This is a genomic window from Novosphingobium sp. 9U, assembly GCF_902506425.1.
Taxonomy (GTDB): Bacteria; Pseudomonadota; Alphaproteobacteria; order Sphingomonadales; family Sphingomonadaceae; genus Novosphingobium.
Genome location: NZ_LR732499.1, coordinates 25,783 through 51,008 on the forward strand (window position 1 = coordinate 25,783; position 25,226 = coordinate 51,008).

The following is a 25,226-nucleotide window of genomic DNA, read 5'->3' on the forward strand; positions in this document are numbered from 1 at the left end:
GGATTAGTCTTCTAATCCGGTTGTTGTGGTAACCGGGTAAATCGGCAAATCCGGTAATTTCGATAATCTGGTATTCCGAAAGTCGGTACGTGCGGAAGCCGTTCTGTAGGCGACGGACCGGTGAGTTGGAGAGAAGCGGGGGGGGGGCGATCGGCAGGAGGATAGAGCTATGTCGATTACCACCAACCGGCCCTCTCAACGGCTCATCGATCTTGTCGGCGCGCTTGGCGGCAAGTGGCACGGCTACTCGGCGATGTGCCGCTGCCCGGTGCACCAGGATCAAACCCCAAGCTTGTCCTTGCGACAGGGTGACCGTGGCATCCTAGTCCACTGCTTCGCCGGCTGCGATTCCCAGACAATCTTGCGAGAGCTCGACGGGATCAAGCCCGATCAGAGCTATGAGTTCCGCGAAAGGCCGGCGCCCCTCCGGGCCGCCAACCTCGACAGGATCTGGGAAGCAGGCGTTCCGATTGCCGGCACTCTAGGAGAGAAATACCTGATCGGACGCTGGATCCCCGCGAACTGCCCGGAGGTCCGCTACCACCCCCTTTGTCCAAAGGGCCGCAGCCCGCATGCCGTGTTCAAGCCCGCGGTGCTGGTGGCAGTGCGTGAGGGCAGGGCGCTGCGCGCCCTGCAGCGGATCTTCCTCGATCCGACGACCGCCAGATACACCGAAAAGCTGATGCTCGGAAATCCCGGCGCAGCAGCATGGCAAGGATCGGTGCCGACCGACACCCTGGCGATTGCCGAAGGCTTCGAGGACGCGGCTTGCTACATGCGAATCACCGGGGTTCCCGCTTGGGCAGCGCTCGGCAATTCGAGACTGCACCTCCTCGCCATACCCAAGCAGGTCCAAACGATCATTATCGCTCAGGACAACGACCCTGAGGGTGACCGGACAGCCGGCCGTGCGGCTCAGGTTTACCGTGACCAGGGCTTCAGAGTCTGGCGGCATAGCCCGCACCCGCACGAGGACTGGGCAGCGGTTCCGATGGAGGTGTGAGGCTGCCGGAGAAGAGGGGGAGGGGATGATGTGGTCCGGACGACCGGACGCATCAGGAGATCCCCATGACTGACCTTTTCTCCAACATGGCCGCAATCGACACCGGCGAGGACACGATCGCCGAGGCCATTGCTGCCGGCACGATCGACCGCAAGCTGCTCAACGCGGTGATGACCAAGGTATGCGGCACCACTGACGCGGCCGGCGCCTGGACCCAGCGGGACAGCTTCGAGCTCCTCGAGCGTGGCCTGGTTCGTCACCTGCAGACGCTTGCGGCGCCGGCTTCGCTCGGCGAGGTCGCGAGCCGCCACCAGCTGCTCCAGATGCTGCCCACACAGACCGTGCGCAGCGAAGACCAGATTGCATGGCAGCAGTTCTCGACGCCGGTGGATCTAGCCGCGCTCGCCGTGGTCCTGGCTCAGGCCACGCCCGAGGATGTCGTCCTGGAGCCCAGCGCCGGCAATGGCCTGCTTGTCGCCCAGCTCCCGCGTGTCCATGCCCTGCAGCTCAACGAGCTCGACGAGGGCCGGCGCCGCCACCTTGGTCCGTCGTTCCCGTCGGCCGCCATTTCCGGCTACGATGGAGCGGCGCTTGCGAGCACCATGGCGCACATGCAGCGGCCAACGCTGATCCTCATGAATCCGCCGTTCTCGCGCTCCTACGGCCGAGGCGCCGACCAGAACGCCGCCGCACGGCACCTGCAGGCCGCGATCCGCCGCCTGGCGCCCGGTGGCCGCGTCGTTGCCGTCATGCCTGACTGGTTCGCCTCCAGCCCCCGCATGAAGGAGGTCTACGAGGCTGCCTTGCGCGACACCACCGCGCAAACGTCGGTCCGAATCGAACGCTGCTTCGAGAAGCACGGCACCGGGATCGCCGTGCGCCTCTACGTCATCGACAAAAAGCCGGGCCACATCATGCCTGTCACCATCCAGCGTGCCACGCTGCTCGAGGCGGCCGCGGCGGTGACGATCGTGCCGCGCACCAAGCCATCCAACCCGCCCGTCGCCACGATCGCACCCAAGCGCAGCACATCACTGTTCAAAGCTGTCCGCTCCACTGGCCAAGCCGCCCAGACGGTCGTCCGCACTGCTGTCGTCAACGAGGTCCTTCCGGTCAGCTACGTGGCGCTCGACGCGGCGCGCCCGCTCGGCGACCAGGTCGGCGTCTACTTGCCCTATCGGCCAAGCCGGATCGACTTCGCCGCAGCCGGTGAGCACCCGACCCCGCTGGTGGAATCGGTGGCGATGGGTTCGATCGCAGCGCCCAAACCCACTCACATTCCGCGCCTTCACCAGCGCATCGTCACCGAGCGCATGCTGTCCGAGCCGCAGCTCGAAACGGTGGTCTACGCCGGCAGCGCGTGGGAGCAATGGCTTCCTGGCAAGTTCGTGCCCGAGAAGAAGGGCGTTGGCCTGGAGCTGTCCGAGCATGGCCGCGCCTACCGCAAGGGCTACTTCCTGGGCGATGGCACGGGGGCAGGGAAGGGCCGCCAGATCGCCAGCTGCATTCTGGACAACTGGCTGCAGGGACGGCGCCGTGCCATCTGGGTTTCGAAGAACGCCGAGCTAATCGAGGATGCAAGGCGTGATTGGACCGCTCTGGGCGGCCTTTCCGGCGACGTGCAGCCGCTTTCGGACTGGAAGATCGACGAACCGCTAAAGCTCAGCGAAGGCATCCTGTTCGTCACCTATCCGACGCTCCGCTCGCAGCGCCAGGACACCACCCGGCTCAAGCAGATCCTCGATTGGGCTGGACCGGACTTCGAGGGCGTGATCGGATTCGACGAAGCGCACGAGATGGGCGGCGTCGCTGGTGAGGAGGGTGCTCTGGGCGCCAAGGCCGGATCGCAGCAAGGGATCTGCGGTGTGCTGCTGCAAAACCACTTGCCGGACGCCCGCGTGCTCTACGCTTCCGCCACTGGCGCCTCCGACGTCAACAATCTCGCTTATGCGGTGCGGCTCGGTCTGTGGGGTCCGGGAACCTCATTTGCCGATCGCGAGCAGTTCATCTCCGACATCCGCTCAGGCGGCGTTGCCGCTATGGAGCTCGTCGCCCGCGATCTCAAAGCCACCGGCCTCTACGCTGCACGCGCGCTCAGCTTCGCCGGCGTCGAGTACGACATCCTCAAGCACGACCTCACGGCTGACCAGATCGAGATCTACGACTCCTATGCCGATGCGTGGATGGTGATCCACCAGAACCTGGAGCACGCTCTGGAGCTGACCGGAGTGGTCGACGAGCTCGAAGGCAAGACCCTCAACACCGGCGCCATGGCGGCCGCTCGGTCGCGCTTCGAGAGCTGCAAGCAAAGGTTCTTCGGCCAGCTGTTGCTGGGCATGAAGATCCCGACGCTGATCCGGGCGATGGAGGAGCACCTGGCCGCCGACAAGTCGATCGTCATCCAGCTCGTAACGACAGCCGAAAGCATCCTCGACAGGCGCCTTGGCCAGCTCTCGGCCGAGGAACGCGCCGACCTGGACATAGACTTGTCGCCGAGGGAATATGTCATCGACTACCTCGATCGCGCGTTCCCGACGCAGCAAATGGAACCGTACACCGACGAGACCGGCGCGGTCCGCTCAGCGCCGATGTACGACGCTGCAGGGCACCCGGTTCACAACCCCGAGGCCGAGGCCGCCAAGGCCGAACTGCTCGAGCATCTCTGCGGGCTTCCGCCTATCCGCCCCGCGCTCGATGCGGTCATCGAACACTTCGGCACCGACGCAGTCGCCGAGGTGACAGGGCGCACCAAGCGGCTCGTCAACGTGCCGGGCGGTGGTCAGAAGGTGGAATCGCGCAGCTCGCGCACCGGACAGGCCGACGCGGCTGCCTTCATGGCAGGGACCAAGCGCATCCTGGTCTTCAGCGACGCCGGCGGCACCGGGCGCTCCTACCACGCCAGCCTCGATGCCAGGAACCAGCAGCAGCGCGTCCACTTCCTGCTCGAACCCGGTTGGCGCGCCGATCGCGCCATCCAGGGTCTTGGGCGCACGCATCGCACGCACCAGGCCAGCGCGCCGCTGTTCACGCCGCTGACGACCAACAGCCGTGGCGAGCTCCGCTTCACCAGCACGATCGCGCGGCGCCTCGACAGCCTTGGCGCGCTTACCAGGGGCCAGCGCCAGACCGGAGGTCAGAATCTGTTCGACCCGGCCGACAATCTCGAAAGCGAGTACGCCAAGGCCGCGCTCGTGACCTGGTTCCACCTGCTCGTCGCCGGCAAGCTCACCAGCACCAACTTGCATGACTTCGAGCGCCGGACCGGTCTCAAGCTGACCTGCGAGGACGGTGCCATCGTCGAGGAACTGCCGCCGATCCAGCGCTTCCTCAACCGCTTGCTGGCGCTGCCGATTGCGCTCCAAAACGCGATCTTCGACGAGTTCCTGGATCTCATTGAGACCCGGATCGCCGCGGCACGCCAAGCCGGGACCCTCGACATCGGCGTAGAGACCATCCTCGTTGAAAAGGCGCGTGTGGTCGACGACACCGTGCTGCGCACTGATCCACACACCGGAGCCACCTCACACCTCATCACGCTCGAGGTGCAAAAGCGGCTCAAGCCCGTGGATCTGGACCGCGCTCTCGCCATCGCCGAGTTCGAGGAGGGGGCCGCGTTCCTGCGCAACACCAAGTCGGGCAAGGTCGCGCTGCGGCTGCGGACCCGCTCGATGATGCTCGAGACCGGGGAAGTCCTGAAACGGTTCTCGCTCATGCGGCCGACCCGTACCGAGACCAAGCTGGCGCGAGACCTCACCGAATCTGCCTGGGAGTTAACCGACGAGGCCACGTTCCGCCGGCAATGGGAGGAGGAAGCCCAGGACGCCGGATCGCGGATTGAAACCAGCACGATCCGCGTAGCGACCGGCTTACTCCTGCCAATCTGGTCCGCACTCTCGAAGCATAGCCTCGCGGTCAATCGCATCGTCGACGGGGAGGGCGCGTCCTGGCTTGGACGCCTCGTGTACGAAGATCAGGTGCCCGAGCTGCTCAAGAAGTTCGGGATCGATGCTACCACCAAGCTATCCCCCGAAGAGATGGTGGCGTCGGTGCTGCAGGGCGGTGAGATCGAGATCACGACACCGTGGCCGGTCACGATCCGCAGCAGCCGGGTCAATCTCCAGAACGGCACGGAGATCATCGGTGCCCCAGCGGCGCAGCTGCCGTGGTTCAAGTCGCTCGGGTGCTTCACCGAGATCATCCAGTACAAGACGCGCCTGTTCATCCCGGTCGACCAGGCCGGCACGATCATCCCGCAGCTGATGGCAGGAGTATGAGCGCAGCATGACGCCAGCGATCGCGTGCGTGCGGGACCTCTCGCGCGCACGCGGGCCGCAGCTCCGACACCCGGAGAAGAGGGGGATGGAGGAGGGTGGCTCCGCAAGTGGACGGAGTGATTGGAAGGAGTTCATCCCATGTTCGAGACCATCTCTCTCGCCAAGCTTCAGCTTTCCGCCAGCAACGTGCGCAAGGTCATCGACCCTGCCGCCGACCTCCAACTCTCGCACGACATCGAGGCTCGCGGCCTCCTGCAGAACCTGATCGTCGCCAAGGCCAAGAAGCGTGGCATGTTCGACGTGATCGCTGGCGGTCGCCGCCTGCGCGCCATGAACCTCATCATCGAGCGCGGCGCCTGGACCAAGGATCAGGAAGTGTCCTGCCTGGTCTTCACCGGCGACGAAGCCGCCATCTCGGAGACCTCGCTCGCCGAGAACTTCCAGCGTATGGCGATGACGCCGGCCGACGAGTGCCGCGCGTTCCAGCACTTCATCGGCACCGATGGCTCGATCGACGCTGTCGCCAAGCGGTTCGGCCAGACCCGCCGCTTCATCGAGGGCCGCCTGCGCCTCGCAGCGCTCGCCGAGCCGATCTTCGACGCGCTCGCCGAAGGCAAGATCACGCTCGATCTCGCCAAGGCTTACGCTTCGACCGACAACCATGAGAAGCAGCTGCGCGTCTTCCAGACCTACGGCACTGGCGGCTACGGCTACGGCAACACCGCTGACTCGATCCGCCGCGCGATCGCCCAGGGCGGCGTCAGCGGCAAGGATCCGATCGCGCTGCTGGTCGGCGAAGACGCCTACGTCGCCGAGGGCGGCCGCATCGAGCGCGACCTCTTCACCGACAAGGCCGAGGACACCTGGTGCGATCCCGAGATCCTCGAACGGCTTGCCGGTGAGCGCCTCGAAGCCGAAGCCAAGCGCCTTGCCGAGACCAACGGCCTGGCCTGGATCCGCCCGGTCGCCTCGACTGACACCTGGCAACTGCGCGAGAACCTCCACCGCGTCCAGCTGCCGCCCGCGCCGCTGAGCGAGGAAGCCGCGACCCGGCTTGCCGAGATCCACGCGCGCAACGAGGAAATCAGCGCCGAGATGGAGGACGAAGGCCTCTCCGACGACCGCTACGCTGAGCTCGAGGCCGAGTTCGAGAAGCTGTCCGAGGAGGCTGAAGCCGTCTCGACCACGACGCCGGTGCTGCCCGACGAGTGGAAGGGCCAGGTTGGCATGATCCTCAAGCTCTCGCGTGAAGGCGAGATGGTGCTGGAGCCCACCTACTACTCCGAGACCCCGCTGCGCATCGAAGCCGACGAAGAGGGCAACCTCGTCCTGCTGCGCCGCAGGCGCCGTCCGGCTCCGGTGGTGACACCGCCACGCCCAAGCGCCCCGAGGCCGTCGCACCTGGCGGTAAGGCACTCAGCGCCCGTCTCTATGACGAACTCGCTGTGCAGCGCCGTGACATCCTCGCCGCCAACATGCTGCGCGATCCGGGTCTCGCGCTCGACTACGCGATCTTCGCGATCGTCGACGACAAGCGCAGCATGTACCTTGGCACCACGATCGGCTGCCGGCGCCTCGAAGATCCGAACGTGGGCGATCTGCCGGTCACCAAGGCTCGCGAGGTTCTCGCCGAAGCGCATGAGGCGCTGGACAGCAGCTGGACCGACCACGACGACGATGTCGCCCGCTTCGACGCCTTCCGGGCGCTCGACGACGACGCCAAGGGTGCCTGGAACGCCTACTCGGTGGCGATGTCGCTGCAGGCGAAGCCGACTTACGACCAGCGCCAGAACCCGATGCAGAACCGGCTCGGCCAGCTGCTCGAGATCGATGTGGCGGCCTGGTGGCGTCCAACCTCGGCCAACTTCTTCGACGGCATCCAGAAGGGCGGTCTCCTGCAGCTCCTGCACGACCTTGGCGGACCGACCCTGTCGAGCCGCTATGCCGCGGCCAAGAAGCCCGACATCTCGTCCAACTGCGAGAAGCTGTGCGCCGGCGAGGCGATCGTCGAAGAGGACGTGCGCGAGCGCGCTCTCACCTGGGTGCCCAACGCCATGCTGTTCCTCGAACCCGCGGTGGCCACGGCCGACCCGTTGGACAGCCTGAGTGACGATGACCTTGGAGATGACGAGGAGCCCGGTGCCGAGGAGCCCGGTGCCGATGAACTCGGTGACGACGCGCTGCTCGACGGGGATCGCGAAGCCAACCCTGACGACGAGCTCGAAAGCGAGTTCTCCGAGGGCGAGGGCGCCGGCGACCCTCTGGTGAACGACCATCTCGCCGCCGCCTGACGGCCAAACCCGACACACCTTCCAATCGACTAGCAGCCGGGGCCACGCGCTCCGGCTGCCTTTTTTCGTGAAAGGCACACCCCATGGCCAAGCTCGCTCGCCGTAACACCGCTCCTCGCCGCCACGTCGCCCAGGAGATCACCGACCTCATCATCCGCAAGCTCGAGACCGGCGTCGCGCCGTGGCAGCGCCCGTGGCGCAGCCTTGGCGCCAGCGGCCGTCCGCTGTGCCACCAGGGCTCCGCTTATACCGGCATCAACGCGATCTACCTGTGGGCGATCGCGGACACTGCCGGCTACCGCAGCCCGTATTGGATGACCTACCGGCAGGCGCAGGAACTCGGCGGGCAGGTCACGCGCGGCGAACGCGCGTCCACCAGCGTCTACTTCAACAGCGTGAAGCGCTCGGAAACCGACGTCGCCACTGGCGAGGAGACCAACCGCGTTATCCGCTTCATGCGCTCCTACGCGGTGTTCAACGCCGACCAGATCGAAGGACTGCCGGGATACTTCTACGTCCACAGCGATCCGGTGCCGCCGCCCCCGTCCGAACACCAGGCCGCGATCGATGCGTTCTTCTCGCCGATTCCGATCGAGATCCGTCATGGCGGCGATCGCGCGTACTACAGCCCCACGCATGACCTCGTGCAGCTGCCGCTGCCTGGAGCCTTCAAGTCGATCGACCACTACGCTGGCACGAAGGGTCACGAGCTGGCCCACGCGACCGGCCATTCGACGCGGCTCGCACGCACTTTCGGCAAGCGCTTCGGCGACGACGCATACGCGATGGAGGAGCTCGTTGCGGACCTGACAGCCGGTTTCGTCGGCGCCCACCTGGGCTTGCCGAACGAGCTGATCGACAATCACGCGAGCTACCTGGATCACTGGCTGCGCGTGCTTCGCGCCGACAAGACTGCGATCATCTCGGCCGCGTCCAAGGCCGAGCAAGCGTTCAAGTGGCTCTCCGCTTTCTCTGAGCCGCAGCAGGCCGGCGCCGATGAAACGGACGAAGCAGACGACGGCGACCAGGTCACCGACGAGGCCGCCGAGGACGCGCAGATCGCGGCCTGACCATCAGATCACCTCAACAAAAGGATCACCATCATGGGATGGCTCTACATGTCGCGCGCCGGAATGGGCCGCTTCAACACACCCAAGGAATACCTGGACGATCAATTCAACTGCGCGCCGCGTGAGATCGACGGCAGGGTTCGCGGTCAACGGGTCCTCGCTTCCGCGTGCGTCAGCAACACCGAATATTACGCGGCCGTTGTGCCGATCGAGAGTGGCGTGGAAGGTCCCGCCTTTGCGATCGTCTGCATGGTGCGGTGGATTCCGCGTTCGGCGACCAACGAAAACTTCGGGTACAAGGACCTGTCGGAAAGGATGGGGATTAGCCAGTGCAACTGCCCGGAGCGGATCCTTGACCTGCTCGGACCCACCGACAATGAAAACGCGATCGAATGGCGCGCAACTTGCCGAGCCCGGATCGCCAAGCGCAAGCGCCAGCTGCCCGAAGGTGGGATCATCCGGTTCTCCGAGGCAATCCGCTTCACGGACGGCTACGAAGGCCAGGAGTTCGTCGTCGAACGCGCCGGCCGGAAGGTCCGTCTCATCAGCCGCGACACGCGCGCTCGATACCGAGTGAGCCGGCTATACGAACGCGACTGGCAGCTCATGCCCCAAACCAAGGTCCACGCGGCCGTTTTCCCGCCTCGCGCCTGATGCGCCGCTCGAAAGGCTCCACCATGCCCGTCCCCTCTGAAAGCCTCTCCCGCTTGCGCACGCAGCTGTGCAGCCGGGAAAACGCCGATCGTGTCGCCACTCGCGTCTGCGAGGAAACGATGTCCGCCGTCTCGGTGCTGCGCACCGACTTCCCCCTGCAGCCCTTCCGCGTCATGGCGTCCCGCGACGTGGCGGCACCGATGACCGCGATGATCGAACACGAGTTGGTGATCTTATGACCCGTCTGGCGCTGCTCATTGGCTGTGCTGCCCTTGCCGCCTGTAATCAGGCGTCGGGCACCGCAGCCCCATCCAACACGCTCCAGGCTTCGGCCGAGCCGGTGGACGGCGATACCGTCGCGGTCCACTTCCGGCTTCTCGGCGTCGATGCCGTGGAGGGTAGGCAACAGTGCGAGCGCGATGGGCGATGCTGGAAGTGCGGCAAGGTCGCGACCGCGGTCACCGAGCGAATGCTCGACAAGGGCGAGACCACGATCGCCATGACCGGCGAGCAGACTTACGGCAGGCCGGTCGCGACGGTTGTCGTCGACGGAGAGGATCTCGGCCTGGCGCTGATCGGCGTGGGCTTTGCCGCGCCGCTCGATCAATACCTGCAGCATGATCCCGAGCGGCTCGACGCCTACGAACGCGCCTACGAGCAGGCCAAGGCTGCGAAACGCGGCGTCCACTCAGGCCGCTGGATCATGCCGAGCCTGTGGCGCAAAGGGAGCCGCCTCTCCTGCGAGAGGCGGTCCAGGTCTTAGTACGGTCCGACGATATCGGGATCGAGATACCAGGACGGCCCCTCGACGAAGTCCGCTTCAGCGCTGACCAACGGACCATCGGGCTTGTTCGAGACGTAGGGGTTGATGAGCGGCATGGTTGCCAGCTTCTCGCGGAAAACGCGCCGGGTCAGCTGGGCACGCTGCAGCAGCTTGTCTTCGAGCCACTCCAGATCGTCCATCATCCGCACCACGCCGCGACCGGCGAGGCTGTAGTAGATGCAGCGCTGATAGTCGTCGCAGCCGGTCGAAAGGATCCTGGCGAGCCGCGCCTTGCCACCGGTCTCGCCTTCATGGACCCACGACACCGCTTCGCGCAGTTCGCGGGTCGAGTAGTAGGCATCCTCGGGCGAGACGCCGATCGACAGCGCAGCGATCGCGCGCCGCATTGGCGAGTTGAGGGGATCAAGAGTTTCGTCACGCAGGATCAGATCGAGGTCGAAACGATCAACATAGGGACTTGGCTTCATCATACGCTCCTTCTGATTTGGAACGTACCGTGAACAAAAGCACCGTCAACAACTATGGCGTGTGCTTGCCTGTTTCTTGCGCGTGACTTGAACAGCCGCGCCGGCAGGCGGGAGAGGAGGGGGAGGGCACCTGCAGTCCGACCAGCGGACGACAGGAGATGTATGCATGTCCGAACCCTTCATCGTCACCGAGGCGAGCACCTGGATCGCTCGCGGCCGCACGCCCGAACACGCCGAGATGTTGGCGCAAGCCTGGCGCGACTTCCCCGACCTGCCGGCATCGGCGCCGGTCGAGGATCGCATGGCGCGCACCCGCGAGCGGGTCGCCGCCATGCGCCCGGTCACCGAGGCAATCCGCGCGCAGACGGCTCGCGAGCACGAGGCCAAGAACTTCGCGTTCATGACAGCCAAGATCGCATCGGGTGACCATCGCGCTGCCGACCTTGCCATCATCCGTGGTCGTGACACCTACGGCTACGCCTGGATGGCCGCCGTGCGCTACAGTGAGGGCTGGCACGCCGCGCAGGCCGGTTGGACTTATCGCCGGGTCGAGGACAACCTCGTGGCCTACGAGCAGGGCTTCGCCGATGGCGGGGGCAATCCGGCCGACGTCTTCGACGCTGCACGCCGCAGCCTGATCGCGCCAGTGGACCAGGGTTCATCCGACACCGTTCAATCGGTCCCCAAGAGCCGCCCAGGGCCGAGCAGCTGGCCCAAGCCTAGCGACGCTCACCGACCCGCGACCTGGCCGCGCCGCCTTCTCATCATTGCCGAACAGCCGGCGTCCTCGCTCGCCTTGCTCGCAACGGTGCCGGACGCAGCTCGATCGTCGATCATCGTGCTTACTTCCTCCCGCGGCTTCATCGCACTGGACGCGCTCGAGCCTGGTGAGGGCGAGGACCTGTCGGCCGCCCGGGCTGCCGCCCTAGTCGCCGATCGGCACCAACGCGAGCAGCTCGCTGCCCTGATCGCCGGCCGCGACATCGAGGATATCCTGGTAGCTGCCGATGGCGACTACCTTCGCGTCATCGATGCCCATGCACGCGCGCTGCCACTTTGCCGCGCCATGGAGCGCACGCGAAACACCGCCCTGCAGCAGCGGCAGCACTTGCGTCTGTGGCTCGGCCGCGGCGTCGCTCCGGGCGAAAACGTGGGCGCGGGGCATATCCGCTGGGGTAAGCGCGCCAAGGGCCTCAGTGCCGTCTCGGCGAGTTCATCGCGCGCGAGGCGCCATCACTGACAGGGAAGGGCGGCCGCATCATCGTGACGCTGGACACCGGCGCGCCGGCGACGGGCTACGCCACGTCGACCGGTGCGCCACTCGATCCCGACGTCGCGATCTCCAACAAGGGCCGGGTGAAGGCAGAAATGGAGCGCGTGCTGCGCGCCTTCGGCGGCGCCACGCGGCTCAACATGGCCCCAGCGCTGGCGCTCTAGCGCCTCACTCGCTCACGAAGGACATCGCCATGGATACCACGCGCAGCCAGCGCTGGCGCGATCGCCGCGCCATGTGGTCGACCGACACCGACGTTGTCGATCCCCGCGCCTACTCGGTGGAGGTGATCGAACACCGCCTAGCCGCCGCGTTCATTGCGCAGCACCACTACTTGCCGAGCTACCCGGCGGCCCAGCTTGCCGTGGGACTGTTCGGCCGCGGCGCCACGCTCCAAGGCGTCGCCGTCTTCGCGCGGCCGACCACCGATGCGGTCATCACCGCACATACCGGGTTCAAGGATCCGACACGGGGCACCGTGCTGGCACGCCTGATCCTGACGGACAGCGTGCCCCAGAATGGCGAGACGATGTTCGTCGCGCGCGCGTTCCGCGCTCTGCGCCGGGAACGACCCGCAATCGCGTCCGTGGTATCCTATTCGGACCCGCAAGCCGGCCACGTCGGCAAGATCTATCAAGCCCTCTCCGGAGCCCACAGAATGGTCACCCGCCCCAGGACCGTGCTGCGCCTTGGCGACGCGACGATCTCGGGTCGTACACTGTCCAAGATCCGCGCGCTCGATTGCGGCCATGCCGGCGCGATCGACCAGCTCGTGCGCGCAGGCTTGCCGGCGCCGCGCGTCGGTGAGCACCCCGCAGCCTGGCTCGATCGAATGCAGCGCGAGCGGCTGCTCGTTCGGCACCGCCAGGATGGCCTCTACGCCTACTGCTTCGAGCTTACGCGCGAGGCACGCCGGCACGGTCGCGCGTTGCCGCGACTGCCTTATCCCAAGGTCCTGCCGGCAGCGCACCCGTTGCTCCCGATGTTCGCGAGCCTGAGCTGAGGAGAGGAGGGGGAGGGGCCGGGGCGTCCAACGACGCCACTGGAGATTACCGATGTCCCTTCCTCAGCCCCCGTGCTTCACCGCCGAAGTCATAGAGGTCCTGCAATCCGTAGTCGGCGTGATCGACATGAGCGATCCCGACCATTCGACCTTCGCTGACAGCGGCGCCGATTGCCTCGACGAGTTGCTGCGCCACACCGACCAGATCCGCGCACTGCTTGCAACGGCGATCGCCGCCCAGGCCATCGTCGAAGGCTATGACGCCGCTCTGCGGATCGAGCTTGAGCGCCTCGACCATCGTACCCGCATGACCGGCACGCCGGACCATGCCGAGGTACTGCCGGTCCCGGTCACAATCGAAGGGACGTTCAGCGAGCGCTGGAACGAGATCCTGGCCGCCCGATCGCAGGACGAGGATCTGCGGCCTCTCGTCATCGCCAAGCGCGACGCCGAGCATGGTCTCGACTTCTGGAACAACGAGGCAGGCTTCGGCCGACTTGCCGACGCCACGGTCTTCACGCCCGCCGAGGCGGCCGAGTTCGACCTGCCGATCGCCGACGATGAGCCCGAATGGCTCACCTTGCCGATCATCCGATAACCAAGGAGCACGACCATGGCCCACGTTATTGCCATCTACGAGATCGATCGCGCCTTCGGAGGCCACGAGGAAGGTGGCTGGTGGTACGATTGCGGGCAGCTCACCCGCACTCTCGCCACCGCCCGGTCGCTCGAGCAGGCCCACCGGATCGCCACGCGCGCCAACAGGCTGCTTGCGCGCCTGCAGCGCGACAAGCGTCCGGTCAGCTCGGTCGCCTACGACGGCGGCCGTCACCAGGCGATGGTGTTCGACCGGATCGCGCCTGCGCACTTCCCTGCCGAGCAGCCCCGCTACGAGTAGCGGCCCCGCCAAAGGATCTTCGATATGCCAGCATCAGTCATCGGCCTCATGGCCGATCCGCCGACGCGCGCCTGCGATTCAGAGCGCGCACCCGTTGTCCTTAGCTACGGCATGGGCGTCGACAGCACCGCCCTCCTGGTCGAGCTCGTCTCGCGCGGGCAGGCACCCGATCTCGTCCTCACGGCCGATCCTGGCGCCGAGAAGCCGGAGAGCTACGCCTACCTCGAGATGATGCGCAGCTGGATGGCCGATCGCGGCATCCGCCACGAAGTGGTCCGCTACGTCACCAAGCGGTTCAAGCACTTCCCGGCGTACAAGACCTACCCGGAAGCCTGCTCACGAACGGCTGTTTGCCGAGTATAAGCTTCGCTCGCCACAGCTGCAGCTTGAAATACAAAGCCGCCCCACAGGACGCCTTCCTGCGCACCTGGACGCCTGCGCTCGCAGCATGGGCGCGCGGTCAAAAGGTTGTCCGACTGATCGGCTACGACGCCTCACCCCGCGACACGCAGCGCTACAAGCATGCCGCGACGATCGACGATCCGCTCTACGACAACCAGTATCCGCTGCAGTCGTGGGGTTGGGATCGCGATGCTTGCACCGCAAGCATCAGGGCGGAGGGCTTGCCGGTCCCGGTCAAAAGCTCGTGCGTCTTCTGTCTTGCGATGAAGGAGGAAGAGGTTCGCGCGCTACCGCCCTACTGGCTGCGTATGATCGTCCTGATCGAAGCCCAGGCTGCGCCGCGGCTTCGCACCGTTGAGGGTCTCTGGCGCCGATCGACGAAGTCCCGGCCCGGCCGCATGACCGACTTCATCCGCGCCGAACGCCTGCTCGATCCTGCCGAGATCGACGAGATCGAGCGGACTGCGCCGACCGCGCTCGTCCGGTTCCAGGACGTCGCCGCATCCCATCCCATCGAGACCAGGCCCACGCTGGATACCTGGCTCGCTCGCTTCCACGCCCGTTTCGAGGAGCCAGCACCATGCCTGTGATCGACAAGACCGAGGCCATTGCCCGCCTCAACGACCGCGCCCGCTTGGGCCTGGACCGCCACGCCCGGATCGGAATGACCCCGGGCCTGCTAGGCAAGCTCTCCGATGGCACCGGCGTCAACGATGTGATCGCGCAGGCCGCCACGATGGCAGCCATGCGCAAATGCACCTTTGCCGCGGACTCTCCCGAGCGCGACTTCGCGGTTTTCGAGGTCAACGGCACCCGCGCCTTCATGAAAATCGACTACTACGATGAGGCGCTCGAGTACGGCTCCGAAGATTCTGCCGATGCGTCCGTCACGCGCCGCGTCATCACGATCATGGCGCCCGAGGACTACTAATCCACCAACCATGATGCTGACCGCCCCGGGCGCGGCCGAAGGAGTTTGTCATGACCCAGCAAGTTCTGGAGCGCTGGATGCCGTCCAACATCGCCGAGCTGCGCAAGGCACTCGACGACATCATGCACTACGTCGGCAGCGAAGGCGGCGACATGGACACCGTCTATGTCGACCTGCGCGACCTTGCCTTGGTGCGCGAAATGCTCACCGACGGCTCGATAGCGTTCAACATCGTCGTGCGGCAAAACCGATAGACCGAACACGCCGCGCCGCCGTCAAACTAGATCGAGGAGCCTTTCATGCGCCGCATCAAACCGGCGACCGTCTCTGACGGTCACACCATCACCATGTCCATTGAGCACCTGCGCCAGGCGCGTATCCTCCTGCGAAAGGCCGGCGCCGTCAAAGCCGTCGCCGCCGTCAACAAAGCCATGCGCAGCGCCGATGGCGCCGCCCGCCACGTTCAGCACCGCATCCGGAGAACCACGCCATGAGCCGCTATGAATTGAAGGCCAAATCTGACACGCCGCGCGTCGTCCGCGCCGTCGTAGGTTGGGACAGGCCGCTGCAGACCTACTTCGCGCAAGTCTTCACCCTCGACGATGACGGCGAGGAGGAGGCCACAATCTGGGAGGGCACCTCGCTGCGCGAGCTGCCGACTGTGGCCGATGCCTTGGCGCTCGTCTCGCCACACGCGATCGTACCTGAGGATCTTCTCGCCCGCCTCGAAGCGGACGAGGCCGGCTCACGGTCGCAGACCGATGGTCCCTTCCAGCTCGGCATGAAGAACATCATTTTCCCGTCCGGCGCTAACGACTGATACCGTCATCTTGCCATTTTCGCCATTTTAGCTACTTTGCCTACATCGAGCACTCGCACCGCCTTCTGCCGTGCCCCGCTCGGAGATGTCCCATGCCTAGCGCCAATCCCGAACGCACTTTCCCTTACGCGGCTGTCCGCCTTACCGACGCACACAATCGCCTTGGCCAGATCGTTGACGACTGCCAGCGCGAGCCCGTCATCCTGCAGAAGCATCAGCGCGCCCGCGCCGCGATCGTCAGCATGGAGTTCCTCGAACACGCCCTCCACGCCATCCACGGCTATCGCGAGGTCATAACGCCTGAGACAATGACCGATGAGCAAAAGGCCCACCTTGAGGCTTCCAGGCCAAGCGCCGAAGATCTCGAAACCGACACCTGGGCCGACGAGCGCAGCGACGCCGCTGCCACGGCTCGGCGACATTCTGAACTACGTCTTCCTTTTCGCCCGTGAGGCCAGCGCGGGCCGTGACGAAGGCGTCAAGGCTCGCCCCGTGATGGTTATGGCGGTCACCGGGCGCCGCGTGACCGTCATGCCGCTCACCACCAAAGGCGAGGACAACCCGTCCGCATCGATCGCCATCCCGGCAGAGGTCGCCAAGGCCATGGGGCTGCGCGGGGAAGCACGCTGGAGCCTGGTGCCGGGCGAGCTCAATGCCTTCGAGTGGACCGGACACGACTTGCGCCAGCGCGACCGCTCCGGAAGCTTTGTGTTTTGGACGGTGCCCGCCCCGGTTCTTCCAGATCGCGCTCGATGCGAGCCTTGGCGCACGCCCTATCTCCCGCGACTGACTCGATCGGCGTAGGACGCTGCGGCGCCTCCTCCGAGGCTCCAGATCGCCAATGTGCTACGATGATCCGGCGTCGCCTCTACGGGCGCGCCACACAATCGGTCCGCGCGAGCGGAGGCGGCAAGACGGCAGACCTATCGCCAAGGCGCGGGTCGCAACCGCCGCACTCGACCGCGCAGCTGCCCTTGTAATTCGGTGAAAGGGCGGCGCGCCGCCTCATCCTCTCCTGGTCTCACCGCCCCAGCTTCACCGGTGGCTTCCTCAAAACCGGGCGATGACGCCGTGGCGGGCCCCGATCGGGCTCCAGATGGCAAGCGCTGTGCCTGGCGGTTGGCGCTGTCAGGTGGATCTTGGACTCCGGTCAGGTCCAGCAGCCGCCCCGCCGTTCCAGTGACCCCTGCGGCGAGCGCCGGCCGATCACAACCCCCTCCGGTCGCCCGTGTTGCCGCTACGCGGCTGCCCGCACCAGCTCCCTCCTGGGGTTCCCCTCCCGCTTCGCGTCCGGTGTGATCGGCCAACGCACGCCGCTCTTCGGTGTCACCGGCGGGGAGGCCGCCGGACCCAACCAAGGAGCGTACCACCATGAACAGCGTCAACCTCGCCGGCCGCGTCGCCAAGGCACCCGAAACCCGCAACGACGTCACCACCCTCATCGTCGCCACCGACCGCGTGAAGCTCCGGGAAGGCAAGACCTACAAGGACGACAGTGGCTACGTCGCCAAGGACACCGAGTTCCACAAGGTCACCTGCTTCAACGGCCTTGGCAGGGCCGCCGCAACCCGGGACGTCGGCGACACGGTCGCCATCCACGGCCGCATCCACTACTCGCGCTGGACCGACCGCGAGGGCGTCACCCGCTACGGCTGCGAGATCATCGCCGACAACATCGACTTCCTCTGAAGCCTAAGAGGGCGGCGCCATCGCGCCGCCCTTTCGCTTTCGCTCCATCGCAGGAGACAGACAGTGCGAACCTTCCACATCACCGCTTCGAACCACGAGCAGGCCGCGCGCCAGCTCGCAGATCTCGAACACTACGCCGATCGGCGAGACCAGCACCTCGACACCCTCGACCTGCAGGCATTAGGCGCCAACCAGCTCTATCAGATCTTTCAGGAGCAGGACGCCATCGAGGAAGCTATCGACTGGGGTCACCTCCGGGTCGAGCACCTCGCGCAGATGGCCGCGCTGCAGGCAAGCCTCACGATCCAGCTGCCACTCGCGGCCTGATCTGCGCCGGAGGGAGCGCCAGGGCTTCGCCTTGGCGCTTGCGCTCGGGTCAGCGCGGCTCAGCGGCATCGAGCCACTTCGCCGCGGGTAAGAGCGCTTACCCGGTAATTCCGTTTACCGGATTATAGACGGCCCTGCAAGGCGACGAAGGGCTCCGCGAGCCTCTCGCAAATTGCGCTGCAGATCCTCAGTCGGCTCCTTCGCCAAATCCCGAGCCAGATCATCAAGCACCCGCGGCTCCTCGAAATAAATACCAACGATGTCCGCGGACCGCGCGAGATTCTCTCGGATCATATCGAGCTGGGGCGAGCCCGAAGGGGTCGCGCGCACCCGCTTGACCGAATACTTGGGGTCGATCGCCTCGGCTAAAAGCCACGCCGCAAACCCACACACAACCGGAGTGCCAACCACCACAAGCAACGACACAGACATGCCAGTCCTCCTGAAATCTGTCGCCTAAAGCTGATGCACCACGATCAGCAGGATCATGAGCGCCACCCCGACCATCCACGCAATCTGCGTCAAAAGGCCGGATTCGAGCTTGCGGCGCTCGTACCCGCTTTCAAACATCAGGACACAGCCCTGCCCAATCGCAAGACCAGCGCCGACCACGACCGGGATCGTCAACCAAGTTTCGAGTGACCAATCGTGCCTGATACCGACGGCCACCGCGAGGCTCAGGTACAGGACCGTGAACACAGCTGGAGGGTTCTGCATCGGCCAACCGGCGAACCGAGCCGCGATGCTTCGCCGAAACCGCAGGTCCTCGAGCCACTGGTTCGGAACGCCCATGAGCGAGATCGCCAAGGCATAGGGTCCGCAGACGCCGAGGGCGAGCGCAGCCGCAATGTCAGCCACCGGCTCGCCCCGCATGAAGTAAATCACCGCGCCGCCAAGAAGCACCGCCGCCGCCACACAGAGCCAATAGGTCGACAATCGGTTGGCGTTCGACGGCTTGACGTTCTGTTGCACCGGTTTGCTCCTCGCTTACCCATCAGCGATGATCGGCATACAATCTTACTATGTTAGATCGAGGGCAACTAGCTCAATCTAGTCAGTGATCGAGCGCTTAAGACCGAAACGACTGCAGAAACCGACCGCAGTACCAACATTCCCGAGCGGCGTTGAAGATTCATCAAACCCGGTTCCATGATTTACCCGGTTCGTTTTCGGTCTTTCAAATTACCGGATTTGTGATTGCGATGGCGACGGTGACGGCAGTGGGGCAGCAGGGGCAGGCTGCATCCCGCTGCGCGGGACCAGGCTCTATTGCGCTAGGGCTTCTCGCATGGCCGGCTGTCGCCGGCGCGCTCTAAGCCCAAGCTCCACCGAGCCCCGCTGCGCAGGTCTCGGCCCTACGGGTCACGATCCTTTGCAGGGTCGCTCCTTCCGCCTTGCGTCGGGACGTGGGGAAGGAAGCTAAAGACGATTTGCTGTTAACCCGCGCCAGCGCGGGGCAAATCGAACTCTATCTCTCTCTCTCTCTCTCATCTCCGTATCAGACAAGCTTCATCGCCGTAGCATGAGGGCCTCTACACGCCTCCATCAAGGATGAGCGGTCCCCCCAATTTTGCCGCCGCCCTTCCGCCTGCGGCTCCAGGACAACAACAAAATCGGCTCCCCCACTCCCCGCAAGCGGCGTTGACCGGAGACCGGTCAACGTCCCTGACCTCGCCGCGCCCGGCCCTCCTGATGAGATTCATCTTTCATCTGAACGAGATGAGAGAGTTTAACTTTGGAGGCTTTTATGACCATCTCGATCAACTCTTTCGACGAACTCAACATCCTCTTTAACGACCGCATCCAGAGCGCTGGTGAACGGTGCAGCGCGGCAGCTTACGACGACGCCTTCGTCGAGCACAACGAGATGGCCAAGCTGACGATCATGGACGAGCCGACCGCCACCGAGATGCCCGATCCGGACATGGCGCGCGCCGCCGTGGAGCTCGCCGTCGCAACGATCTTCGACGTCTTCCGCGACACCCGCATGGAAGAGTTCTCGCAGCAGATCGTGTGGGGCATCGTCAACTCCTTCCACATGACCGCGCGGCTTGCCGAGGGGCGCGAGGACGACGCAGCGCGCAAGCTTGGCGACCTTGCCCGCACCTACGACCCTTCGGAGATCTACGCCGTCGAGCTCGAGGAAACGCAGCTCCTGTGCCAGACCCTCCAGGGTTGCCGCGAGGCTCTCGAGGCCATGCGCGACCACGCTTCGGAAGTTTACCGCGTCGAGACCGGCAAGCCCTTCCAGGCCACGCGCGGTTCGCAGGTCTCCAAGACCGGGGTCACCGCCTCCCAGATCCAGGCACGGGATTTCCTCGCCGCCAGGTCGCGTGAGCGTCGCGAGCAGTTTGCGCCAGAAGGTCCGATGGTCCTGGTCTCGGGCGGTCAGGACTGGCACGACCACGAGCAGATCTGGGATCGCCTCGACGACATCAAGGCGCGCATCCCGGAAATGGTCCTCGCCACCACCGGCATGCGCAAGGGTGTCGACGCCATCGCCGCCAGCTGGGCCGCAGCACGCCGCGTCAAGCTCATCACCTTCATCCCGGATCGCAAGCACGGCACCCGCGCCGCCTTCATCCGCAACGAGAACATGCTCAAGCTCAAGCCCGTCGAAGCCATCGTCTGCCAGGGCTCGGGCATCCAGAGCAACCTCTACGAACTCCTGCGCAAGGCTCGCACACCGCTGCACGCCCTGCGCACCGCCAACCAGCGTCCCGACGCCAAGCGCGCATGACGCCGCCAGCGAGGGGCTTCGGGCTTCGGCTCGAAGCTCCTCGCGCTTTTTCTTTCGTTGCGCAGAAGCGCGGCTCAGGGGCATCGAACCCCTTCGCCGCGTTGGGGCAAAACAGTGGGTCTCTCTAGTCGTCCCAGTGTGTCGGCCGCGCCGGCACCTGTAAAGGACGGCAGGGTCCCACCATTTTCCCTGCGGGAAAATCGTTGCCCCTACCGCCGCTTTGCGGCCGCTGCGCGGTCCCATGACAGGCACCAGCGCGACCGACCCATGTCCTCCCGTCATCAAGACAAAGGAGGAACACCATGCAGGTTTCGTTGTTCAGGGCTCTGAAGTCCGCTAACATCTCAGACGACGCCGCCGAGAAGGTGGTGCACGCCTTCGAGGAGCACATCGACATGGCAGTCGCTGAAGCCATGAAGCACTACGATGACCGCATCACCGCGATGCAGAGCATCCTCGAGGCGAAGATCGACGCTGGCTTCAAGAACATCGAGGGCCGCTTCACCGGAATAGAGGGCAGGTTCACCGGCATCGAAGGCCGGATGACCGGCATGCAGACCTCGATCGACGTGCTCAAGTGGCTCTTCATCACGCAGGCGACGCTGCTCCTGATCGCAGGGACCGTCGCGGGATACGTCAAGCTCATAACCTGACCTGACGGGGGCTCCGGCCCCATTCAGCATGGTACGCGGAAAGAGGGCTGTCCGGGCGACCGGGCGGCCCTTTTCTCATGCGCGTGCTCTAAACCGATGGCCTGGCAGTCGTGCCGCGCGTGTCGTGGCCGGCGCGGCAGTCCCTTGCTCGCTGGCGGCCCTGCGGCCGCTTCGCCTCGCGCGGTCTGCCTTGCCGGATCACGGCATCGCCCACGTGGCTTGCACCGGTCCGCCGTCGCGGACCAGGTGCTTCGCCCGGGCTCGCCTGCGTTGCGCTGCCGGCGACGTCGACGGCGATCGGCGAGGGCAGGAGGGACCAACTCGGCATCGCCGATCCTCGTGTCGCCCGGTGCATCCGCACCTTAGCGCACGTCGGTCGGCTCGCCTTACCGTGGAACCTGCGGCGAGGCAGCCGGTGTGCCGCGTGCGTGGTGGCCGGCGCGGCAGTCCCTTGCTCGCTGGCGGCCCTGCGGCCGCTTCGCATCGCGCGGTCTGCCTTGCCGGTTCACGGCAGCGCCCGCCATGGCTCGCACCGGTCCGCAGACGCGGACCTGGCGCTTCGCCCGGGCTCGCCTGCGTTGCGCTGCCGGCGACGTCGACGGCGATCGGCGAGGGCAGGAGGGACCAACTCGGCATCGCCGATCCTCGTGTCGCCCGGTGCATTCGCACCTTAGCGTACGTCGGTCGGCTCGCCTCACCATGGATCCTGCCGAGAGGCAGCTGGTGTGCCGCGCGCGCAGACGTTGACACGAATCCCACCAGGAACATGATGAAGCTATGCCCACGCAAATCGCTTCCTCGCCTCGGCCTTTTCTCGCCATCTACCGCTGGCGGGTTGAGCACGAGTTTGAGGAAGCGTTCCGAACATCGTGGCGAGCGATAACGATGGAGGGACGCGACTTGGGTTCCCTTGGATCATGCCTGACCCGAGACGATGCGGGTGACTTCGTCGCTATCGCGTTATGGCCGAGTGAGGAGGCGCGCGCCGCTGCCTTCGCCCAGATGACATCAAGGACTGATTGGACCGGAGCGAAACGGGTCGATGAGATCAAACTCTACGCCGAGGACGATCTGTGGGTCGCCTCCCCATTTGCGCATTTAGCTCCTCGGCAGCCGGATAACTGACCTCCAAGCTACACGGCGCGCGCAGTGGCCAGCGCGGCAGTCCCTTGCTCGCTGGCGGCCCTGCGGCCGCTTCGCCTCGCGCGGTCTGCCTTGCCGGGTCACGGCATCGCCCGCGTGGCTTGCACCGGTCCGCCGACGCGGACCAGGTGCTTCGCCCGGGCTCGCCTGCGTTGCGCTGCCGGCGACGTCGAGGGCGATCGGCGAGGGCAGGGCGCGCCAAGCCGGCATCGCCGATCCTCGTGACGCCCGGTGCATCCGCACCTTAGCGCACATCGTCGGCTCGCCTCGCCGTGGATCCTGCGGAGAGGCAGCCGGTGTGCCGCGCGCGTGGTGGCCGGCGCGGCAGTCCCGTGCTCGCTGGCGGCCCTGCGGCCGCTTCGCTTCACGCGGTCTGCCTTGCCGGATCACGGCATCGCCCGCGTGGCTTGCACCGGTCCGCCGACGCGGTCCAGGTGCTTCGCCCGGGCTCGCCTGCGTTGCGCTGCCGGCGACGTCGACGGCGATCGGCGAGGGCAGAGGGGACCAACCCGGCATCGCCGATCCTCGTGTCGCCCGGTGCATCCGCACCTTAGCGCACGTCGGTCGGCTCGCCTCGCGTGGGCCGGTGTCCGGGAGAGGAGGGGGAGGGAACGGGCGAGTTCAACGCCCAATCGGGAGAGTTCCCATGACGCAAATGGCAATCGCATACATCGGTGGCGCACCGGCCGAAGAAGAGTGCGCGCAGCTCGGCCACACCCCTAATTTCGGCCGCTATAATCGGCTTGAGGTCTACACCTACAAGGCTGCCATCATCGCCCGCTGGGGAGCGCCGCCCGAGAGCGTCAAGTTGCTCGCCGAGCCTTGCCGCCACGACTTCGGGACCTACTACGAGGTGCAGGCGCACTACGATGAGGACGACCAGGCCGCCGCTGACTACGTTGCGGCGATCGAGGAAGGCCTCGCGCGCTGGATCGACGTCGGCTTCCTCCAACCCGTCGTCTACGGTCCGAACGGATCGGTGCGCAGCATCAACTACGACACGCGCAACGAGGCAGTCCAACGCACCATCGTTTCGCTCGAGCGGCAGCGCATCGAAGGTTTCGGCACACCGGCCGAGGCCATGTACATCGACAACCTTCGCGCTGCGTTTCCTGATGCCGCGACGCGCGCCGATGCCATGCTCAGCCAGATCTCGACCGAGCGCCAAATCCGCCGACCGGAGCACCGCCGTGTCGGGATCTACTTCCCCTACCGGCTCACCTTCTACCCCGAGATGTTCAACAAGCATCGCGGTCCGGGCTACCTTGATGGCGACGTGATCGACGTGACGGCGCACGAGCTGCGCCTCGCGCGCCGCAGCTACATCATGTGCGACATCGCCACCGTGAAGACGCTCGATGAAGCCCTGGCGCTCTGCTGGGAACACATGGCTCGCTACGTGATCGCCTGATCCCAGCAGCCCACCACCGATCATGCGCGCAGCCTCGCCTGGCGCAGTCGCTTCGGGACGCGCCGGCGAGCCTTCGGCGTGCGCGATTCTGCACGAGGAAACCATCGCCATGGCCTTCACGACCGTTCACCAATCGCTCTCGTTCGACACCATCATCAAGCCGCACAAGAACCGCTTCCACGCCGAGGTTCACATGATCCGCGTGCTTCGCGAGTACGGCGACTGGCCACAGGATGCGGCCGTCGATGCGGCCCGTAAGGGTGAGCCCGTTCTCGTCCGTGACAACGGCGACGACGAGACCATCGAGATCCGCGAACCCGCTGACTGAGGACCGCAACCATGCCGATCGAGATCGTCGTGGGCCTGCCGCATCTGAGCGACGGGCCCATCCTCAAGCGCGCCCGTGACATGCAGGTGCCGACCCTGATCTCTGCGAACTGCCTCTCGCGCTGGCGCCGTCATGACGGTTGGCGTGAATGGGCGGGATGGCGGCTTGCCACCCTGGCGAATGCTCGGGGGCTGCGCAGCCTCGATCTCGATTCCGGTGGCTACGTCGCGATGGTCACCTATCGCGGCATCCCTTGGACCGTCGAGGACTACATGGCGCTCGCAGCCTCCTATCCGTTCCGGCGCTTCGCCAGTCTGGACTACTGCACCGAGGCGGGTGTCGCGCACGATCGCGAGGAGGTTCTGGACCGGCTCTCTCGCACCATTCGCACCAATCGGGAGTGCCGGTCGCGTGCCGAGGATCTCGGCATCGCCGACAGGTTCATGCCCGTGATCCAGGGACGAGCACCCACGGATTACGAGCGATGCGCTGACGCTCTGCACTGGTCGATGGTGCCCGGTCGCGTCGTGGGCGTCGGCAGCATGTGCCGCCGTCATGTCGCTGGTCCCGAGGGCCTGATCGCCGTGTTCGAGCACCTCGATCGCGTGCTGCCTGAAGGTGTGATGCTTCACGGTTTCGGCGTCAAAGGGTCCGCCCTCTCGTACCTCAAGGGGCTGGAGCATCGCATCGCCAGTATCGACAGCCAGGCCTATGGGATCGCCGCGCGCCAGGATGCTCTGGCCCGCGGTATCCGCAAGCGTGACACGCTGGTCGCATACCACATGGAGGCATGGACTGCGGCGCAGCTGCGCCGCACACACGAGCCCACCATCGCGGTCCAAACCGAGCTCACGTTCGCTCCACCAAGCGGCGAATCAACTGACGCATGGGAGGCAGCTATTGCGCAGGCACGGTGCCAAATACGTGACCTGATCGAGGAGGGTCAGCTCGACCACGATGAGGTGACAGCTGGGTGGATTCAGGAGTGGGCGGCGGACCTCTATGCCGAGAGATTGGAAGCGGCATGAACCTCCTGCGAGGACGGCCGTCGGAATGGAGAGGAGA

30 protein-coding genes and 1 pseudogene are annotated in these 25,226 nt (G+C 65.6%); 27 read left to right on the forward strand and 4 right to left on the reverse strand.

Features of this window, described 5'->3' with window-relative positions; genetic code table 11:
* Window positions 1–169 precede the first annotated feature (169 nt).
* The 8 genes and pseudogenes from GV044_RS16220 (at window position 170) to GV044_RS16255 (ending at window position 10,055) form a co-directional block, all read left to right on the forward strand.
* The gene (locus GV044_RS16220) at window positions 170–1,003 is read left to right on the forward strand and encodes a toprim domain-containing protein (protein ID WP_159872786.1); all 834 of its coding nucleotides are present in this window, start codon (window positions 170–172) and stop codon (window positions 1,001–1,003) included.
* Window positions 1,004–1,068: 65 nt separating this feature from the next.
* Window positions 1,069–5,277, forward strand: coding sequence for a strawberry notch family protein (locus tag GV044_RS16225; RefSeq protein ID WP_159872788.1), 4,209 nt, complete (start codon window positions 1,069–1,071; stop codon window positions 5,275–5,277).
* 138 nt (window positions 5,278–5,415) lie between these two features.
* Window positions 5,416–5,655, forward strand: a pseudogene (locus GV044_RS22275) (ParB/Srx family N-terminal domain-containing protein); the annotation flags it as partial.
* A 1,067-nt stretch (window positions 5,656–6,722) separates the two neighbouring features.
* Entirely contained in the window at window positions 6,723–7,568 is an 846-nt protein-coding gene (locus GV044_RS22280) for a hypothetical protein (protein WP_236555036.1), read from the forward strand.
* Between the two features lie 83 nt (window positions 7,569–7,651).
* Complete coding sequence (locus GV044_RS16240; protein ID WP_159872794.1) at window positions 7,652–8,638, forward strand: ArdC family protein; 987 nt, start codon at window positions 7,652–7,654, stop codon at window positions 8,636–8,638.
* 33 nt (window positions 8,639–8,671) lie between these two features.
* A complete protein-coding gene (locus GV044_RS16245) occupies window positions 8,672–9,292 on the forward strand; it encodes a hypothetical protein (protein ID WP_159872796.1) in 621 nt (206 codons plus the stop codon).
* 23 nt (window positions 9,293–9,315) lie between these two features.
* On the forward strand, window positions 9,316–9,531 hold the full coding sequence (locus GV044_RS16250) for a hypothetical protein (RefSeq protein ID WP_159872798.1): 216 nt from the start codon (window positions 9,316–9,318) through the stop codon (window positions 9,529–9,531).
* Window positions 9,528–10,055 (forward strand): thermonuclease family protein, encoded by a 528-nt coding sequence (locus tag GV044_RS16255; protein ID WP_159872800.1) that lies wholly within the window; start codon window positions 9,528–9,530, stop codon window positions 10,053–10,055. Before GV044_RS16250 ends, GV044_RS16255 begins: the two co-directional genes overlap by 4 nt.
* Here GV044_RS16255 and GV044_RS16260 read toward each other — a convergent pair.
* The gene (locus GV044_RS16260) at window positions 10,052–10,543 is read right to left on the reverse strand and encodes a hypothetical protein (protein ID WP_159872802.1); all 492 of its coding nucleotides are present in this window, start codon (window positions 10,541–10,543) and stop codon (window positions 10,052–10,054) included. The genes GV044_RS16255 and GV044_RS16260 overlap by 4 nt on opposite strands.
* 166 nt (window positions 10,544–10,709) lie before the next feature.
* Here GV044_RS16260 and GV044_RS16265 point away from each other — a divergent pair, with 166 nt between their 5' ends.
* Genes GV044_RS16265 through GV044_RS16305 form a run of 11 tightly spaced genes read left to right on the forward strand, consistent with a single transcriptional unit; the run spans window position 10,710 to window position 15,870 of the window.
* On the forward strand, window positions 10,710–11,783 hold the full coding sequence (locus tag GV044_RS16265) for a hypothetical protein (protein ID WP_236555032.1): 1,074 nt from the start codon (window positions 10,710–10,712) through the stop codon (window positions 11,781–11,783).
* Between the two features lie 23 nt (window positions 11,784–11,806).
* Complete coding sequence (locus GV044_RS22285) at window positions 11,807–11,980, forward strand: hypothetical protein (protein WP_236555033.1); 174 nt, start codon at window positions 11,807–11,809, stop codon at window positions 11,978–11,980.
* Window positions 11,981–12,009: 29 nt separating this feature from the next.
* A complete protein-coding gene (locus GV044_RS16270; protein WP_159872804.1) occupies window positions 12,010–12,819 on the forward strand; it encodes a hypothetical protein in 810 nt (269 codons plus the stop codon).
* A 52-nt stretch (window positions 12,820–12,871) separates the two neighbouring features.
* A complete protein-coding gene (locus GV044_RS16275) occupies window positions 12,872–13,417 on the forward strand; it encodes a hypothetical protein (protein WP_159872806.1) in 546 nt (181 codons plus the stop codon).
* A 15-nt stretch (window positions 13,418–13,432) separates the two neighbouring features.
* A complete protein-coding gene (locus GV044_RS16280) occupies window positions 13,433–13,717 on the forward strand; it encodes a hypothetical protein (protein ID WP_159872808.1) in 285 nt (94 codons plus the stop codon).
* A 24-nt stretch (window positions 13,718–13,741) separates the two neighbouring features.
* The gene (locus tag GV044_RS22845) at window positions 13,742–14,080 is read left to right on the forward strand and encodes a hypothetical protein (protein WP_371741638.1); all 339 of its coding nucleotides are present in this window, start codon (window positions 13,742–13,744) and stop codon (window positions 14,078–14,080) included.
* Between the two features lie 23 nt (window positions 14,081–14,103).
* Window positions 14,104–14,709: a hypothetical protein gene (locus GV044_RS22850; RefSeq protein ID WP_371741639.1), complete on the forward strand. Its 606-nt coding sequence runs from the start codon at window positions 14,104–14,106 to the stop codon at window positions 14,707–14,709.
* On the forward strand, window positions 14,700–15,050 hold the full coding sequence (locus tag GV044_RS16290; protein WP_201299139.1) for a DUF3768 domain-containing protein: 351 nt from the start codon (window positions 14,700–14,702) through the stop codon (window positions 15,048–15,050). The genes GV044_RS22850 and GV044_RS16290 overlap by 10 nt, the downstream gene beginning before the upstream one ends.
* 50 nt (window positions 15,051–15,100) lie before the next feature.
* The gene (locus GV044_RS16295) at window positions 15,101–15,304 is read left to right on the forward strand and encodes a hypothetical protein (protein WP_159872810.1); all 204 of its coding nucleotides are present in this window, start codon (window positions 15,101–15,103) and stop codon (window positions 15,302–15,304) included.
* A 45-nt stretch (window positions 15,305–15,349) separates the two neighbouring features.
* Window positions 15,350–15,544: a hypothetical protein gene (locus tag GV044_RS16300; RefSeq protein WP_159872812.1), complete on the forward strand. Its 195-nt coding sequence runs from the start codon at window positions 15,350–15,352 to the stop codon at window positions 15,542–15,544.
* Window positions 15,541–15,870, forward strand: coding sequence for a hypothetical protein (locus GV044_RS16305; RefSeq protein WP_159872814.1), 330 nt, complete (start codon window positions 15,541–15,543; stop codon window positions 15,868–15,870). The genes GV044_RS16300 and GV044_RS16305 overlap by 4 nt, the downstream gene beginning before the upstream one ends.
* 5 nt (window positions 15,871–15,875) lie before the next feature.
* Here GV044_RS16305 and GV044_RS16310 read toward each other — a convergent pair whose 3' ends face one another.
* Window positions 15,876–16,292, reverse strand: a complete 417-nt coding sequence (locus GV044_RS16310) for a hypothetical protein (protein ID WP_159872816.1) — start codon at window positions 16,290–16,292, stop codon at window positions 15,876–15,878.
* A gap of 73 nt (window positions 16,293–16,365) precedes the next feature.
* Between GV044_RS16310 and GV044_RS16315 the strand changes: the two genes are divergently transcribed.
* The 3 genes from GV044_RS16315 to GV044_RS16325 all read left to right on the forward strand — a co-directional run bounded on the left by GV044_RS16315 (window position 16,366) and on the right by GV044_RS16325 (window position 17,886).
* Window positions 16,366–16,674, forward strand: a complete 309-nt coding sequence (locus GV044_RS16315; protein WP_159872818.1) for a hypothetical protein — start codon at window positions 16,366–16,368, stop codon at window positions 16,672–16,674.
* A gap of 567 nt (window positions 16,675–17,241) precedes the next feature.
* The gene (locus GV044_RS16320) at window positions 17,242–17,559 is read left to right on the forward strand and encodes a single-stranded DNA-binding protein (RefSeq protein ID WP_159872820.1); all 318 of its coding nucleotides are present in this window, start codon (window positions 17,242–17,244) and stop codon (window positions 17,557–17,559) included.
* A 63-nt stretch (window positions 17,560–17,622) separates the two neighbouring features.
* Window positions 17,623–17,886 carry a hypothetical protein gene (locus GV044_RS16325; RefSeq protein WP_159872822.1) on the forward strand — a complete coding sequence of 88 codons (264 nt, stop codon included), beginning with the start codon at window positions 17,623–17,625 and terminating at the stop codon, window positions 17,884–17,886.
* Between the two features lie 114 nt (window positions 17,887–18,000).
* Here the strand turns inward: GV044_RS16325 and GV044_RS16330 are convergent, their stop codons facing one another.
* Both GV044_RS16330 and GV044_RS16335 read right to left on the reverse strand, forming a co-directional pair.
* Window positions 18,001–18,318 carry a hypothetical protein gene (locus GV044_RS16330; RefSeq protein ID WP_159872824.1) on the reverse strand — a complete coding sequence of 106 codons (318 nt, stop codon included), beginning with the start codon at window positions 18,316–18,318 and terminating at the stop codon, window positions 18,001–18,003.
* A 24-nt stretch (window positions 18,319–18,342) separates the two neighbouring features.
* The gene (locus GV044_RS16335) at window positions 18,343–18,858 is read right to left on the reverse strand and encodes a hypothetical protein (RefSeq protein ID WP_159872826.1); all 516 of its coding nucleotides are present in this window, start codon (window positions 18,856–18,858) and stop codon (window positions 18,343–18,345) included.
* Between the two features lie 775 nt (window positions 18,859–19,633).
* On the opposite strand from GV044_RS16335, the gene GV044_RS16340 reads away from it, so the two are divergent.
* From GV044_RS16340 to GV044_RS16360, 5 genes are all read left to right on the forward strand, one after another.
* Complete coding sequence (locus GV044_RS16340; protein ID WP_159872828.1) at window positions 19,634–20,626, forward strand: DUF2493 domain-containing protein; 993 nt, start codon at window positions 19,634–19,636, stop codon at window positions 20,624–20,626.
* Window positions 20,627–20,928: 302 nt separating this feature from the next.
* Window positions 20,929–21,279 carry a hypothetical protein gene (locus GV044_RS16345; RefSeq protein WP_159872830.1) on the forward strand — a complete coding sequence of 117 codons (351 nt, stop codon included), beginning with the start codon at window positions 20,929–20,931 and terminating at the stop codon, window positions 21,277–21,279.
* A gap of 1,789 nt (window positions 21,280–23,068) precedes the next feature.
* On the forward strand, window positions 23,069–23,833 hold the full coding sequence (locus tag GV044_RS16350; protein ID WP_159872832.1) for a hypothetical protein: 765 nt from the start codon (window positions 23,069–23,071) through the stop codon (window positions 23,831–23,833).
* Window positions 23,834–23,942: 109 nt separating this feature from the next.
* The gene (locus GV044_RS16355) at window positions 23,943–24,161 is read left to right on the forward strand and encodes a hypothetical protein (protein ID WP_159872834.1); all 219 of its coding nucleotides are present in this window, start codon (window positions 23,943–23,945) and stop codon (window positions 24,159–24,161) included.
* 11 nt (window positions 24,162–24,172) lie between these two features.
* Entirely contained in the window at window positions 24,173–25,189 is a 1,017-nt protein-coding gene (locus GV044_RS16360; protein WP_159872836.1) for a hypothetical protein, read from the forward strand.
* Window positions 25,190–25,226: the final 37 nt, after the last annotated feature.

What these genes read in the sequence shown, in the direction of transcription:
- GV044_RS16220 (WP_159872786.1), top strand. Translation starts at nt 170, where the DNA reads ATGTCGATTACCACCAACCGGCCCTCTCAACGGCTCATCGATCTTGTC.
- GV044_RS16225 (WP_159872788.1), top strand. Translation starts at nt 1,069, where the DNA reads ATGACTGACCTTTTCTCCAACATGGCCGCAATCGACACCGGCGAGGAC.
- GV044_RS16240 (WP_159872794.1), top strand. Translation starts at nt 7,652, where the DNA reads ATGGCCAAGCTCGCTCGCCGTAACACCGCTCCTCGCCGCCACGTCGCC.
- GV044_RS16245 (WP_159872796.1), top strand. Translation starts at nt 8,672, where the DNA reads ATGGGATGGCTCTACATGTCGCGCGCCGGAATGGGCCGCTTCAACACA.
- GV044_RS16250 (WP_159872798.1), top strand. Translation starts at nt 9,316, where the DNA reads ATGCCCGTCCCCTCTGAAAGCCTCTCCCGCTTGCGCACGCAGCTGTGC.
- GV044_RS16255 (WP_159872800.1), top strand. Translation starts at nt 9,528, where the DNA reads ATGACCCGTCTGGCGCTGCTCATTGGCTGTGCTGCCCTTGCCGCCTGT.
- GV044_RS16260 (WP_159872802.1), bottom strand. Translation starts at nt 10,543, where the DNA reads ATGAAGCCAAGTCCCTATGTTGATCGTTTCGACCTCGATCTGATCCTG.
- GV044_RS16265 (WP_236555032.1), top strand. Translation starts at nt 10,710, where the DNA reads ATGTCCGAACCCTTCATCGTCACCGAGGCGAGCACCTGGATCGCTCGC.
- GV044_RS16270 (WP_159872804.1), top strand. Translation starts at nt 12,010, where the DNA reads ATGGATACCACGCGCAGCCAGCGCTGGCGCGATCGCCGCGCCATGTGG.
- GV044_RS16275 (WP_159872806.1), top strand. Translation starts at nt 12,872, where the DNA reads ATGTCCCTTCCTCAGCCCCCGTGCTTCACCGCCGAAGTCATAGAGGTC.
- GV044_RS16280 (WP_159872808.1), top strand. Translation starts at nt 13,433, where the DNA reads ATGGCCCACGTTATTGCCATCTACGAGATCGATCGCGCCTTCGGAGGC.
- GV044_RS22845 (WP_371741638.1), top strand. Translation starts at nt 13,742, where the DNA reads ATGCCAGCATCAGTCATCGGCCTCATGGCCGATCCGCCGACGCGCGCC.
- GV044_RS16290 (WP_201299139.1), top strand. Translation starts at nt 14,700, where the DNA reads ATGCCTGTGATCGACAAGACCGAGGCCATTGCCCGCCTCAACGACCGC.
- GV044_RS16295 (WP_159872810.1), top strand. Translation starts at nt 15,101, where the DNA reads ATGACCCAGCAAGTTCTGGAGCGCTGGATGCCGTCCAACATCGCCGAG.
- GV044_RS16300 (WP_159872812.1), top strand. Translation starts at nt 15,350, where the DNA reads ATGCGCCGCATCAAACCGGCGACCGTCTCTGACGGTCACACCATCACC.
- GV044_RS16305 (WP_159872814.1), top strand. Translation starts at nt 15,541, where the DNA reads ATGAGCCGCTATGAATTGAAGGCCAAATCTGACACGCCGCGCGTCGTC.
- GV044_RS16310 (WP_159872816.1), bottom strand. Translation starts at nt 16,292, where the DNA reads ATGTCGCCGAGCCGTGGCAGCGGCGTCGCTGCGCTCGTCGGCCCAGGT.
- GV044_RS16315 (WP_159872818.1), top strand. Translation starts at nt 16,366, where the DNA reads ATGGTTATGGCGGTCACCGGGCGCCGCGTGACCGTCATGCCGCTCACC.
- GV044_RS16320 (WP_159872820.1), top strand. Translation starts at nt 17,242, where the DNA reads ATGAACAGCGTCAACCTCGCCGGCCGCGTCGCCAAGGCACCCGAAACC.
- GV044_RS16330 (WP_159872824.1), bottom strand. Translation starts at nt 18,318, where the DNA reads ATGTCTGTGTCGTTGCTTGTGGTGGTTGGCACTCCGGTTGTGTGTGGG.
- GV044_RS16340 (WP_159872828.1), top strand. Translation starts at nt 19,634, where the DNA reads ATGACCATCTCGATCAACTCTTTCGACGAACTCAACATCCTCTTTAAC.
- GV044_RS16345 (WP_159872830.1), top strand. Translation starts at nt 20,929, where the DNA reads ATGCAGGTTTCGTTGTTCAGGGCTCTGAAGTCCGCTAACATCTCAGAC.
- GV044_RS16350 (WP_159872832.1), top strand. Translation starts at nt 23,069, where the DNA reads ATGACGCAAATGGCAATCGCATACATCGGTGGCGCACCGGCCGAAGAA.
- GV044_RS16355 (WP_159872834.1), top strand. Translation starts at nt 23,943, where the DNA reads ATGGCCTTCACGACCGTTCACCAATCGCTCTCGTTCGACACCATCATC.
- GV044_RS16360 (WP_159872836.1), top strand. Translation starts at nt 24,173, where the DNA reads ATGCCGATCGAGATCGTCGTGGGCCTGCCGCATCTGAGCGACGGGCCC.